The organism is Halorubrum sp. SD41 (assembly GCF_058630335.1).
In genome coordinates this window covers 1-12,655 of the sequence record NZ_JBZVGZ010000017.1, presented here as the reverse complement: position 1 = coordinate 12,655, position 12,655 = coordinate 1, and the positions used below count along the sequence as shown (strand labels likewise).

Annotated in this window: 13 protein-coding genes; 8 read left to right on the top strand and 5 right to left on the bottom strand. The window is 71.9% G+C overall.

Translation table 11 applies throughout. The features are described from left to right. Positions 1 to 41: 41 nt before the first annotated feature. From AC4NMM_RS09385 to glyA, 3 genes are all read right to left on the bottom strand, one after another. A complete protein-coding gene (locus AC4NMM_RS09385) occupies positions 42 to 326 on the bottom strand; it encodes a DUF8015 family protein (protein WP_096394791.1) in 285 nt (94 codons plus the stop codon). Between the two features lie 185 nt (positions 327 to 511). Next, positions 512 to 922 carry a DUF3054 domain-containing protein gene (locus AC4NMM_RS09380; RefSeq protein ID WP_096394789.1) on the bottom strand — a complete coding sequence of 137 codons (411 nt, stop codon included), beginning with the start codon at positions 920 to 922 and terminating at the stop codon, positions 512 to 514. Between the two features lie 112 nt (positions 923 to 1,034). Further along, positions 1,035 to 2,282 carry a serine hydroxymethyltransferase gene (glyA, locus tag AC4NMM_RS09375; RefSeq protein ID WP_491924154.1) on the bottom strand — a complete coding sequence of 416 codons (1,248 nt, stop codon included), beginning with the start codon at positions 2,280 to 2,282 and terminating at the stop codon, positions 1,035 to 1,037. Between the two features lie 288 nt (positions 2,283 to 2,570). On the opposite strand from glyA, the gene tbsP reads away from it, so the two are divergent. The 5 genes from tbsP (at position 2,571) to AC4NMM_RS09350 (ending at position 7,886) form a co-directional block, all read left to right on the top strand. Continuing rightward, entirely contained in the window at positions 2,571 to 3,392 is an 822-nt protein-coding gene (gene tbsP / locus AC4NMM_RS09370) for a transcriptional regulator TbsP (RefSeq protein ID WP_491924153.1), read from the top strand. 124 nt (positions 3,393 to 3,516) lie between these two features. Next, positions 3,517 to 5,208 (top strand): YcaO-like family protein, encoded by a 1,692-nt coding sequence (locus AC4NMM_RS09365; RefSeq protein ID WP_491924152.1) that lies wholly within the window; start codon positions 3,517 to 3,519, stop codon positions 5,206 to 5,208. A gap of 100 nt (positions 5,209 to 5,308) precedes the next feature. Then, on the top strand, positions 5,309 to 5,647 hold the full coding sequence (locus tag AC4NMM_RS09360; RefSeq protein WP_491924151.1) for a cupin domain-containing protein: 339 nt from the start codon (positions 5,309 to 5,311) through the stop codon (positions 5,645 to 5,647). Between the two features lie 134 nt (positions 5,648 to 5,781). Further along, positions 5,782 to 7,059 (top strand): aminotransferase class V-fold PLP-dependent enzyme, encoded by a 1,278-nt coding sequence (locus tag AC4NMM_RS09355; RefSeq protein ID WP_491924150.1) that lies wholly within the window; start codon positions 5,782 to 5,784, stop codon positions 7,057 to 7,059. A gap of 233 nt (positions 7,060 to 7,292) precedes the next feature. Then, the gene (locus AC4NMM_RS09350; RefSeq protein ID WP_491924149.1) at positions 7,293 to 7,886 is read left to right on the top strand and encodes a response regulator; all 594 of its coding nucleotides are present in this window, start codon (positions 7,293 to 7,295) and stop codon (positions 7,884 to 7,886) included. A 47-nt stretch (positions 7,887 to 7,933) separates the two neighbouring features. Here the strand turns inward: AC4NMM_RS09350 and AC4NMM_RS09345 are convergent, their stop codons facing one another. After that, on the bottom strand, positions 7,934 to 8,101 hold the full coding sequence (locus tag AC4NMM_RS09345) for a hypothetical protein (protein ID WP_172863954.1): 168 nt from the start codon (positions 8,099 to 8,101) through the stop codon (positions 7,934 to 7,936). A gap of 113 nt (positions 8,102 to 8,214) precedes the next feature. Between AC4NMM_RS09345 and AC4NMM_RS09340 the strand changes: the two genes are divergently transcribed. From AC4NMM_RS09340 to AC4NMM_RS09330, 3 genes are all read left to right on the top strand, one after another. After that, positions 8,215 to 9,315, top strand: coding sequence for an NADH:flavin oxidoreductase/NADH oxidase (locus AC4NMM_RS09340; RefSeq protein WP_491924148.1), 1,101 nt, complete (start codon positions 8,215 to 8,217; stop codon positions 9,313 to 9,315). Between the two features lie 77 nt (positions 9,316 to 9,392). Beyond that, positions 9,393 to 10,652, top strand: a complete 1,260-nt coding sequence (locus AC4NMM_RS09335) for a GNAT family N-acetyltransferase (RefSeq protein ID WP_491924147.1) — start codon at positions 9,393 to 9,395, stop codon at positions 10,650 to 10,652. A 49-nt stretch (positions 10,653 to 10,701) separates the two neighbouring features. Continuing rightward, positions 10,702 to 11,592, top strand: coding sequence for a DUF7547 family protein (locus AC4NMM_RS09330; RefSeq protein ID WP_491924146.1), 891 nt, complete (start codon positions 10,702 to 10,704; stop codon positions 11,590 to 11,592). 9 nt (positions 11,593 to 11,601) lie between these two features. Here AC4NMM_RS09330 and AC4NMM_RS09325 read toward each other — a convergent pair whose 3' ends face one another. Next, positions 11,602 to 12,351 carry a sugar phosphate isomerase/epimerase family protein gene (locus AC4NMM_RS09325; RefSeq protein ID WP_491924145.1) on the bottom strand — a complete coding sequence of 250 codons (750 nt, stop codon included), beginning with the start codon at positions 12,349 to 12,351 and terminating at the stop codon, positions 11,602 to 11,604. Positions 12,352 to 12,655: the final 304 nt, after the last annotated feature.

Here is a 12,655-nt window from a genome sequence, read left to right as displayed (position 1 = left end):
GCGGCGGCGACCGGAACGGCAAGGGAGGAGCGACAGGACCGTCAGTCGGCGGTGCCCGCGGAGGAACCGCCCGCCGTCGAGCCGCCCGCGGCCGAGCCGCCGACCGCGGAGCGCTCGCCGGCGTCGCCGTCGAAGGAGCGCTCCGCGGGCGCGTCGAGCGCGACTGGATTTCGGACGAACATCGCGTGAGCCATCACCGTCCCCGCGGCGACGGCGCCGAACGGGAGCGCCGACGTTACCGACAGTCCGACCAGCGTGAGCGAGGCGGTCACACCGATCAGCGCTACCGGGATGAGCCCGAGGACGTAGTCGTAGTATCCAGTCATGCTCCCGTCGAATACTAACGGAGAAATCCATATTAAATTTTTCCCGCGGTTCGGAGGCGGTTCGTTCGTGAACACGCAGATGTGACTCATAACTTATGAACCGGACCGAGCTGTCGCCGACGCGGTTCGAGAACGCAAAAAAGGGGGAAGAAACGGCGGCCGAGCGCCGAAATCGGACGAGAACGCTACCGGAGTCGGAAGTAGAGCGCCCGCCAGCCGCCGAGCGCGAGCGACCCCGTCACGAGCATGACGGCGGCGAAGGTGAGTTCGGCGCCGCCGCGGAACACGAACGCGCGGAGCGCGAGCCCGAGGACCGCGGCGGGGATCCACGACCGGACGACGAGCGGGACCGAGGACTTCCCGGTCTCGGCCGCGCCCGCGGAGTACGCGCCGACGAGCGGCGCGATCAGGGCCCACGCGATCAGGAAGGGCGCGTAGACGCCCGGCAGGTACAGCGGGTTCGCGGTCAGGAACTCGATCGTCTGGTGGTTGAGCGTCCCCACGGTCAACAGGAGGATCAACGCGATCACGTCCCCGACGGCGAGCGGCGCGGCGCCGCGGTCGAGGCGGGCGGCGAGAAACGACGGAGCGTCCATACCGCCCATTCCGAGCCGCCCCCACTTTTACGCATGGATTCGTCGGCGCGGGAGAGCGGCGGCCCGGGGCGGCGATCGAGGGCGACCGGGGCGGCCGGCCGGCGCTACGTCGTCACTCGTACAGCGGGTGCGCCTCGCAGAGCTCGACGACGCGCTCGCCGACCTCGTAGATGACGTCGTCGCTGTCGACGTTGTCGACGACGCGGTAGATCAGGTCGCCGACCTCCTCGATGGCGTCGGCGTCGAAGCCGCGCGTCGTCAGCCCGGCGGTGCCCGCGCGGATCCCCGAGGGGTCGAACGGCGAGCGCGTCTCGCCGGGGACCGTGTTCCCGTTGAGGACGATGTTCGCGGCCGCGAGGGCGTCCTCCGCGTCGCCGCCGGAGAGGTCCGGATGCGAGTCGCGCAGGTCGGCCAGCACGAGGTGGTTGTCCGTCCCGCCGGAGACCAGAGAGAGGCCGTGCTCCTGCAGCGTCTCGGCGAGCACCTCGGCGTTGTCGACCACGTTCCGGGCGTACTCCTCGAACTCGGGCTGGAGAGCCTCCTTGAAGCCGACCGCCTTGCCGGCGACGTTGTGCATCAGCGGACCGCCCTGCCCGCCGGGGAACACGGCCGAGTCGACGTCGTCCGCGAACTCCGCGTCGCACATCACGATCCCGCCGCGGCCGGCGCGGATCGTCTTGTGGGTCGAGCCCGTGACGAAGTCGGCGACGCCGACGGGCGAGGGGTGGACGCCGGCGGCGACGAGCCCGGTGATGTGCGCGATGTCGGCGAGGTGGTAGGCGTCGACCGCGTCGGCGGCCGCCTGGATCTCCTCCCAGTCGACGGTGCGGGGGTACGCCGAGTAGCCCGAGACGATGATGTCCGGCTCGAACGACTCGGCCGCGTCGCGGAGCCCCTCGTAGTCGATGTACCCCGTCTCGGGGTCGACCTCGTACTGCTCGACGTCGTACAGCTGCCCCGTGAAGTTCGCGGGGTGGCCGTGCGAGAGGTGGCCGCCGTGGTTGAGGTCGAGGGAGAGGATCTTGTCGCCCGGTTCGAGGACGGAGTAGTACACCGCCTGGTTCGCCTGCGTGCCGGAGTGGGGCTGGACGTTGACGTGGTCGGCGCCCCACAGCTCCTTCGCGCGCTCGATCGCCAGCTCCTCCACCTCGTCGGCGTACTCGCAGCCGGCGTAGTAGCGCGACCCGGGATAGCCTTCGGCGTACTTGTTGGTGAGGACGCTCCCCTGCGCCTCCAGCACCGCCTCGCTGGCGTGGTTCTCGCTCGCGATCATCGCGAGCGTCTGCTCCTGTCTGTCGCGCTCGCCCGCCAGCGCGTCGGCGACCGCCGGGTCGACCTCCCGGACGTGCTCGTGGTCCATGTGCGAACGCGGGCGCGACCGCGCATTAATCCTTCCGTCGCCGGCGGAAATGCCGGCGCTCCGTCCGCGGACGCGGCTCCCCCTGACGGTCGGCCCGAGAGCGAAGTCCCGGGGAAAGACCCCCGGCCGAGAGAAGACTGGCGGCTCGGAAGCGACCTCCCGAGACGGGAAATTTTCCGACGCCGCTCATCGGCCGTTTTCGGTGGTTTGAGGCCCGCTGCGCGCGTTGTTCGACCCATGATTCCCGTTAATATTAAATACGCAACCGGCTTTTGATCGAAGAGATAAATGGTGTCGAATTTACTGGCGGCCGACGTCGAGGCGGCGCTCGAAGCGGCGTTCGCCGGGGGCGACGACGAGCTGCTCGTCGTGGACCCCTCCGCGGAGACGATCGTATCGCTGGTCGAGACCGCGGTCGGGCGGGACGACCTCCCGGAGCTGTCGATGCTCGCCGACGAGCGCACGCTCAAGGGCGTCATGGACGACTTCGTCGTCGCGTCCCGGGCGGCCGACCTCGTGGCGGACGGCGCTCTTGACCTCCGGGTGCTGGACGGCGAGGTCGACAACGCGTTGTTCGTCTCCCCCTCCCGGGTCGTCGCCCTGGTCACCGCGGGGGACGGCGTCGCCGCGCTCTCGACCGACGACGACGAGTTCGTCGACGAGGTGTACGGCTCCCACCGGAGCGCGTTCGACGACGCGGAGCCGTACACGCTCCGCACGCCGGCGATCAGCCGGGTCCGCGAGACGATGGAGTCGGAGATCGGCGAGGCGGCGCGCGCGGACTTCGACGCCGTCCTCGACGCGACCGAGGGCGACGGCCGCGCCGACCTCGACGAGGTGACCGTCTCGCTGCTCGTCGCGGCGAAGAACGACGTGCTGCTCTACGACATCTCGAAGTGGGGCGAGGACGTCGGCATCGCCTCGAAGGCGACGTTCTCCCGGACGAAGACGCGCCTCGAGGACCTCGGCATCATCGACACCGAGAAGGTCCCGATCGACGTCGGTCGCCCCCGCCTCCGCCTGAAGCTCGGCGACGAGCGCCTCCAGGGCGTCGACGCGGCCGATCTGGCCGCCGAGGCCGCCGAGATGATGGCCGCGACGCCCGCCTGAACGCCGTTTCCCGTTCCCGCCGCAGTCTCGTCACGCGTCCGGTCGCGCGCCGCGGCCCCGTTGCGCGCTCCGCCGCGCGCCGCGGACCCCGCGGCTTTTTTTCGCCGCCTCGCGTCGACCGGGTATGGATATCGGACTTGTCGGCGACGGCCCCGCGGTCGAGGCGACCGCGGCCGCGCTCGGCGACGTCGACGTGAACGCGATGCCCGTCGAGGCGGAGTTACTCGACGGGTTCGACCTGGCGGTCGTCGTCGACACCGCGGGGTCGTCGGCGTTCGCGACCGCGAACGAACTGCTCGACCGCTGGGTCGCCGTCGAGGTGGGCGGGCTCGGCGGCGTCCCACTCGCCGACCTCGACGCGGCGGTGACGGTGTTCGACGACGCCTGCTACGACTGCCTGCGCGCCCGCGTCGAGAGCGGGGGCGCCGAGCCGGCCGACGCGCCGACCGGCCGCCGGTCCGCCGTGCGGTACGCCGGCGCGGTGGCCGGGCGACGGGCGATCCGCCTGCTCGCCGGCGACCCGGTGGCGGACACCGTCGTCGAGGTGCCGGGCTCCGAGCGGACGCTGCTGCCCGCGCCCGGGTGCGGCTGCGGCGCCGCCCCCGGCGACGCGCTCCCGCGCGACCACGCCGACCGCGGGCTCGACGACGCGATCGACCGCGCGGAGCGGGCCGTCGACCCCCGGATCGGCGCCCTGAGCGAGGTCGGCGAACAGGAGTCGTTCCCGCTGCCGTACTACGTCGCCCGGGTCGCGGACACGACGCCGTTCTCCGACGCGGACGCGGCCGACTTCGGCGGCGGCGCGGCCGCCGACTGGGACGCCGCGTTCATGAAGGCGCTCGGCGAGGGGTTAGAGCGGTACGCGGCCGGCGTCTACCGCGAGGCCGAGTTCACGCGCGCGCCGGCCGCGAACGTGCCGAACCCGGTCACGCCGGACGCGTTCGTCCGCCCCGACGGCGCCGAGGCGTACGACCGCGACGACGCCCTCCCGTGGGTCCGCGGCGAGCGCCTCGGAACGGGCGACCCCGCGAGCCTCCCGGCGGAGTTCGTCGGCTTCCCGCCGCCGGAGAACCGGTACCGCCCGCCGATCACGACCGGGCTCGGGCTCGGGAGCTCCGGACCCGACGCCGCGCTCTCCGGGCTGTACGAGTCGATCGAGCGCGACGCGACGATGACCGGCTGGTACTCCACGACGGAGCCGCTCGGGCTCGACGTCGACGACCCGGGGGTCGCCGAGCTGGAGAAGCGGGCGCGCGCGGAGTCGCTGTCGGCGACGCTCCTGCTCGTCACGACGGACGTGGACGTGCCGGTCGTCGCGGCCGGCGTCGAGCGCGAGGGCGACTGGCCGCGGTTCGCCGCGGGGTCGGGCGCCGACCTCGACCCGGCCGCGGCGGCGCGGAGCGCGCTCGCCGAGGCGCTCCAGAACTGGACCGAGCTCCGCTCGATGGGCCGGGAGGCGGCCGCCGAGCAGGGCGCCGCGATCGGTCGCCACGCCGACTTCCCCGCGGAGACCGCGGCGTTCTTCGACCCGGACGCGAGCGTCTCGGCCGAGGGGCTCGGGGAGCCGGCGCTGACGGGGACCGAGGAGCTCGACGCCGTCGTCGACCGCGTCGAGGGCGTCGGGCTCGACCCGTACGTCGCGCGGGTGACGACCCGCGACCTCGAAGCGCTGGGCTTCGAGGCCGTCCGCGTGCTGGTGCCGGGCGCGCAGCCGCTGTTCACCGGCGAACCCTTCTTCGGCGACCGCGCGAGCGAGGTGCCGCGGTCGATGGGGTTCGAGCCCGCGCTCGACCGGCCGTACCACCCGTTCCCGTGAGGGCGCGGTTCGGGACGCGCCGCGCCGGTCGGGCCCGACGCCTCCGGCGCCGACTGCCCGCGCCCGCGGATTTAGGTGCCTCCGGGTCGCGGGAGGCCGTATGGAGGTCGTACCAGACGCGGACGTGGAGGCGGTCGAGGCGGTCGACGGCGTGTTCCTCACGCAGGGCGCCGTCGGCGAGGGAATGAGCATCCAGCGGTTCGAGATCGAGCCGGGCGAGACGGTGCCGGAACACGACCACCCGCACGAGCAGATCGGCGTGATCACGGCCGGGCGGCTCACCTTCCTCGTCGACGGCGAGGAGCGCGTGGTCGGCCCGGACGACACCTACGCGATCCCCGGCGGCGAGCCGCACGCCGCCGAGAACCGGACCAACGAACCGGCCGTCGGCTACGACATCTTCTCGCCGCCGCGGGCGAACCCCGACTGGGGGGAGTAGACCGAAGGTCGCCGACCGGACGGTCGGATTTCGGCGGCGAGCCGCCCGCGGATCGCGCGATCCCGCGCGTCAGCGATACGGGCAAGACGTACCGGACCGAAGGTGTGTTAGCCCTCGGGCCCCGATTGGGGGTAATGGGAGTTCAGGAACAGTACCCGTTCGACGTGGAGGCGCTCCGCGCCGACTTCCCGATCCTCGATCGGAAGGTCGGCGGAGATCCGGAGACGGCGGGCGAGGGCGAGGGCGACGACACCCCCCTCGTCTACCTCGACAACGCGGCGACCTCGCACACGCCCGACCCGGTCGTCGACGCCATCTCCGACTACTACCGGAGCTACAACTCGAACGTCCACCGCGGGATCCACCAGCTGAGCCAGGAGGCCTCCGTCGCCTACGAGGAGGCCCACGACGCGGTCGCGGAGTTCATCGGCGCGGACGGCCGCGAGGAGATCGTCTTCACGAAGAACACGACCGAGGCGATGAACCTCGTCGCCTACGCCTGGGGACTCGAGGAGCTCGGCCCGGGAGACAACGTCGTCCTCACCGAGATGGAGCACCACGCCTCCCTCGTCACCTGGCAGCAGATCGGCAAGCGCACGGGCGCCGACGTGCGCTTCGTCGACGTCACCGACGAGGGGCGGCTCGACATGGACCACGCCGCCGAGCTGATCGACGACGACACCGAGATGGTCTCCGTCGTCCACGTGTCGAACACGCTCGGCACCGTGAATCCGATCCGCGAGCTGGCCGACATGGCCCACGATCACGACGCCCTCATCTTCGCCGACGCCGCGCAGTCGGTCCCGACGCGTCCGGTCGACGTCGGCGACCTCGACGTCGACTTCCTCGCCTTCTCCGGCCACAAGATGTGCGGTCCGACCGGGATCGGCGCCCTCTACGGCCGCGAGGAGATCTTAGACGGGATGCAGCCGTACCTCTACGGCGGCGACATGATCCGTCGCGTCTCCTTCGAGGACTCCACCTGGGAGGACCTCCCGTGGAAGTTCGAGGCCGGCACGCCCTCGATCGCGCAGGGGGTCGGCCTCGCGGCCGCGATCGAGTACTTAGAGGAGGTCGGCATGGACCGGATCGAGGCCCACGAGGACCTGCTGGCCGAGTACGCCTACGACGAACTCGAGGCGCTCGGCGGCGTCGAGATCTACGGCCCGCCCGGCGACGACCGCGGCGGTCTCGTCGCGTTCAACGTCGAGGGCGTCCACGCCCACGACCTCTCCAGCATCCTCAACGACTACGGCGTCGCGATCCGCGCCGGCGACCACTGTACCCAGCCGCTCCACGACGAGATGGGCGTCGCCGCCTCGGCGCGCGCCTCCTTCTACTTCTACAACACCGTCGAGGAGGTCGACGCCTTGGTCGACGCGGTCCGCGAGGCGCGCGACCTGTTCGCCTAAGCGACCCCGTTCCGGGAACCCCCGCCGCGCTCGCGGACCGTCCCCGCGACCGCTCGCCGCCCCCACTTTCGTCCGGTGTTTTCGCGGTGATACCACCGAATAATCGGCTCTGAGCCCGTGACAACGGTGATCGCGGTATTATTATGCCGTCGGAGATGAAATTATTTTTCGAAGAAAATCACCACCGTAGTAGTAAGTCGCTCCTCGACGACTCGTCGCCCGCCACGCAACCCATGCCCGACAACACATCCCCGCCGTCCGACGCACGCGCGGACACGAACGCAGCCGCCGATCGATCAGAACCGACCGCAGCCGGAGCCGCGGAGACGCGCCACGCGCCGATAACCGTCCTCCAAGTCGAGCCCGACGCGCGCTCCGCGGAGCTATTGGAGGCGTTCGCGGCGCGGCTCACCGACCGGGTCCGAGTCCGCTCGGTGGGCCGCTTTGCGGACGCGCTCGACGCGGTCGAGACCGGCGTCGAGGTCGACGGTGAACGCGTCGCGGTCGACTGCGTCGTGACCGAACAGCGGCTCCCCGACGGCGACGGCGTCGACCTCACCGAACGGCTGCGCGAGGCGGGCCGCGGGCTCCCGGTCGTCTTCCACACCACGTGTCCGGGCGAGGAGCGCGAGGCGGCGGCGTTCGGCGCCGGCGCGGACGCCTACTTCGAGAAGGGGTCCGACCGCGGCCGGTTCGACGCGATCCTGGACCGGATCCGCGCGCTCGTCGACGAGCGGCGGGAGCGCGAGGTGACGACGGGCGCGGGAGCCGCGTCTTCGACGCGCGCGTCCGGAGCGTCGGGCGAGACGCTGCGTTCCGAGGAGTAGGCGTCACTGAGCGGCGAACGCGAAGGGCGTAGAAGGCGAGGTCGGCGTTACCGTTCGAGGTCGAGATCGACCGTGAGGTCGGTCGCGATCCACGCGTCGGTGTTCCCCTGTTCGGCGAAGACGGTCCGCTCCTGCGAGCAGCGGGTCGCGGCGACGGCCGGCCGCTCGTCGGCCGCCGACTCGACGTCCCGCTCCATCCGGTCTCCCGTTGTCATTACCATCCGGTCAGGGGCCGGTGCTGTTATAGATTTCGGTCGACCTAAACCGTCGCCGGCGATCCGCGCGGGGGATCGGTGGGACTTACGTCGCCGGGGGCGTTCGGCGATCCGTGACCGACACGCTGTTCACGCAGCTTTCACTCCGCGACACCGAGTTCCGAAACCGCGTAATGCTGTCGCCGATGTGCCAGTACTCCGCCGAGGACGGCATGGCGAACGACTGGCACCGCGTCCACCTCGGCGCCCGCGCCGCCGGCGGCGCGGGGGTCGTGATGACCGAGGCGACGGCCGTCGAGGACCGCGGCCGTATCACGCCGAACTGCCTCGGCATCTGGTCCGACGAGCACGCCGAAGCGATCGAACCGATCGTCGAGTTCGTCCGGTCGCAGGGCGCGACGCCGGGGATCCAGCTGGCCCACGCCGGCCGGAAGGCGTCGCACCGCCCGCCGGCCGAGGGGAGCGGCCCCATCTCCGTCGACGAGCCCGAGGGGTGGGAGACCGTCTCCGCGACCGACGAGCCGTACCCGCACCCGGACGTCGACGAGGGGGACCTGGCCGAGACGCGCCGGCTCGACGGGGACGGGATCGACGCGGTGATCGACTCGTTCGCGGCCGCCGCGGAGCGCGCGCGTGACATCGGGTTCGAGGTCGCGGAGGTCCACGCCGCCCACGGCTACCTGCTCCACCAGTTCCTGTCGCCGGTCACCAACGACCGCGACGACGGGTACGGGGGGAGCTTCGAGGACCGCACTCGCCTCCTGCGCGAGGTCGTCGAGGCCGTTCGCGAGGTCTGGCCCGGCGGCAAGCCCGTCTTCGTCCGGATCTCCGCGACGGACTGGCTCCCCGACCGCGACTCGTGGAACGTGGACGACTCGGTGCGGGTGGCGCCGCTGCTCGCCGAGGCCGGCGCCGACCTGATCGACGTCTCGGGCGGCGGGATCCACCCGGATCAGGAGATCCCGAGCGCCGGCCCGGGGTACCAAGTGCCCTACGCCGCGGCGATCCGCGAGGGGACCGACGTGCCCGTCGCCGCGGTCGGCGGGATCACGGAGCCGACCCACGCCGACGCCCTCGTCCGGAACGGACGGGCCGACCTCGTCGCGCTCGGCCGCGAGATGCTCCGGCACCCGTACTGGCCGCTGGAGGCCGCCCACGAGCTCGGCGAGGAGGCCGACTGGCCGGTCCAGTACCGGCGCGGGCGCTTCGACTGAGGCGGTCGCCGAGGGGAGGTCGAGACGCTCCCGCACGCTCCGGGAAGACTTATTCGGCTCCCGCGAGCCGACCGCGTATGGAGTACCGACCGTTCCCCGACGAGCGCGGCGACGAGTTCGACGCGTTCATGCGGTACGCCTTCTCCCCGACGGAGGGTCCGTACGACCCCGAAGCGGCGGACGATCACGACACCATCGCCGACAGGCGGGGGCTGTTCGACGGCGGCGACCCGGTCGCGGTCTGCGCGCACCACTACTTCTCGCTGCGGATCCGCGACGCGGACCGCGAGGTCGCCGGGCTCTCCGCGGTCGCGTCCCCGCCGGAACACCGCAGACGCGGGAACGTCGGCCGGATGCTTCGGGAGTCGCTGGCTGAGTACCGCGAGCGCGGCGTGTTCGTCTCGACGCTGTGGCCCTTCGAGTACCCATTCTACGCGAACTACGGCTGGGCGACCGCGAGCCGATACCGCCGCCTGAGCGCGCCGCCGGCCCAGCTGGGGTTCGTCGACGACCTGATCGCGACCGACGGCGACGACGCCGGGCGCTTTCGCCGGCTCGCCGAGGAGGACTACTCGGCGGTGACGCCCGTCCTCGCGGCGATGGCCGACCGCTACGACCTGACGATGGACTGGACCGAGGAGTGGTGGCGCGAGCGGACGCTCCAAGGGTGGAAGACCGACCCGTTCGTCTACGGCTGGGAGCGCGACGGCGAGCTCCGGGCCGTCTGCGCGTACAGCTTCGAGGAGCCGGACGACGCGGACGGACCGGTCCTGCGCGTCACCGACGTCGCCGTCACGGACGACGAGGCGTGGTTCCAGCTGCTGCGCTTCTTCCGCAACCACGACTCGCAGGTCGACGAGGTCCGGATCCGCGCCCCGCCGGACGCGCCCCTGCTCGACCTCGTCGACGACCCGCGCGCCGTCGACTGCGAGGTCCGCACCGGCCCGATGGTCCGCCTCGTCGACGTCGCGGCCGCGCTCGAAGCGCTCTCCCCCGACCCGGCGGTCGAGGCCGCGTTCTCGCTTTCGGTCGTCGACCCCCTCGCGGAGTGGAACGACCGGACGTTCCGAGTCGAGGTCGCGGACGGTGCGGTAGCGGTCGAGCCGGCCGACGGCGCCGAGAGAGCGGGCGACGAGAGCGGTTCCGAGGTCGGTGACGCGGACGCCGCGGTCGAGATTGGCGCTCTCTCGCAGCTGTACGTCGGGTACCGGTCGGTCGACGAGGTGATTCGAGGCGACGGCCTCGCCGTCGACGACGCGGACCGGGGCGACGGCCTCGCGGCCGGCCTCCGCGCGCTGTTCCCGCCGCGGACGACGCACCTGCGCGAGGGGTTCTGAATCATCTGCGCTGCCGGGCTTTTTATCCGCGGACCGCCTACGACGCGGCATGAGTTCCCGCGACCGATGCGACGACGACGACCTCGAGGAGCGGCTCGACGAGCTCGAGGACGTGTTGAGCGAGCTCCGCGCCGACCTCCGGGAGACGGAGGAGGACCGCCGCGGGCCCCCGCGGCCGCCCCGGCTCTCGGAGCTGGTCCGGTTCACCGAACAGTACACGATTCCGACGCTCATCGCCCTGCTGGAGACGACGATCAAGTCGCTCGAACTGCTTCAGGGCACCCTCCGGCTCGCCGATCCCGGCCGGAGCGTCGCCGAGGGCGCGGAGGGCGCCGGCGACCGCCTCGCGGACGTCCGCGACGGCGCGACCGCCGGGCTCTCGCGGTCGCTCTCGGAGCTCCGGACCGCGCTCTCGGAGGCGGACCTCCCCGAAGACGCCGCCTCCCGGTCGATCATCGCCGACGCGCGCGACCTCACCGCGGAGATCGAGTCCCGCATCGACGAGGGGCGCCGGGAGGCGGACGCGGCGCGCGACCGGCGACTGGGGCGGGACCGCGACGGTCGGCGAGACGACGGGCGCCGCGAGCGCGACGACGGGCGCCGCGAGCGTGACGAGACGCGGTCCGACCGGGACGACGACGGGACCCCGGTTCAGATCGACGTGACCGACCCCGGCGAAGGGGGAGACGACGGCGCCGAGGGCGAAGCGGCCGGCGACGCCGACGACCCCCCGGAGGTCGACGTCGAGTCCGAGCTGGAGTCGATAAAGCGCCAGATCGACGGCGACGAGGCCGACCCGGACGCCGGCGAGACCGGTCCCGGTGTGGGCGACGACGCGGAGAGCGGTGCGGGCGGGGAGGACGACGCGGACGCCGGCGCGGACGACGACGGGGACGACGAGAGCCGGGACGCGGACGACTCTGACGACCGGCCGAACTGAGTCGCAGTTTCAAAAGGACCCGCCGAGTCGGTCGGCGACTCGTTCAGCCGAATCGAGGAGGAGGGTCTCGTCGTCGGTGAACACCTCCAGCGCGACCGTGCCGTCGAAGCCCGCGAGCTCGGACTCGACGAGGCCGTAGTCGACCTCCCCGGCCCCCACGGGGAGGTGCGTGTCGCCGCGGCGGCGGACGTCGTGGCAGTGGAGGTGCGAGACTCTGTCCCCGTGGCTCCGGAGGAACCGCTTGATCGCCTTGTTACCGCCCTCCATGTACGCGTGGCCGACGTCGAAGCAGACCGGCGTGTCCGTCTCCCGAGCGAGGTCGCCGAGGACGGAGAGCTGGAGCCCCGCGTGCTGGTGGCCGACGTTCTCGACGACGACCTCGACGCCCGCCTCGCGACCGGCGTCGGCGACCCGGCGGAGCTGCTCGCGGGCGGTCTCCCGGAACTCGACGTCGTCGCGGTCGGCGGAAGTGGCGTGGAGGACCGCCTTCTCCGCGCCGAGGTCGCCGGCCGCAGTTAACAGGCGGCGCTGGTAGTCGACGATGGCGTCGTTGACCTCGGGGACGTACGTCGCCAGCCGCTGGCCGTACGGCAGGTGGACGAGCAGGTCGCGGTCGCCGAGCGCGGTCGCGAGCCGCTCCGGGTCGATCTCGCTCGGGACGAGCGTCGGCTCGCCGACGCCGAGCTCGCAGAAGTCGAACCGCGACGGCGACGCCGCGAGGCGGTCGATGTCGTCGCCGACGGTCACGCCGATCTCCATGTCGGCGGTGGGTGCGGCTAGTTTTTATAAATAGTGGCGGTGGTTCCGTCGCGATCCGATGGACCGTTTCCGATACTCGATCGCTCAGCACAGGCGCGACGGCGATCCATAGCGGGAGTGAGTATCGCAGATCGATGGCGACGAAAACGTATTTAAATAGCCACGAGCGACGGCGACGAGGGGCTATAAAAAGGGGTGCGGTGGCGCGCCTGCGAGCGGCCGGAGCGAAGCGGAGGCCGCGAGCCAGCCCGCGAGGGACGCCGCGAACGCCCGCAGGGCGTGAGCGGCGAGGTTGGGGAGGCGT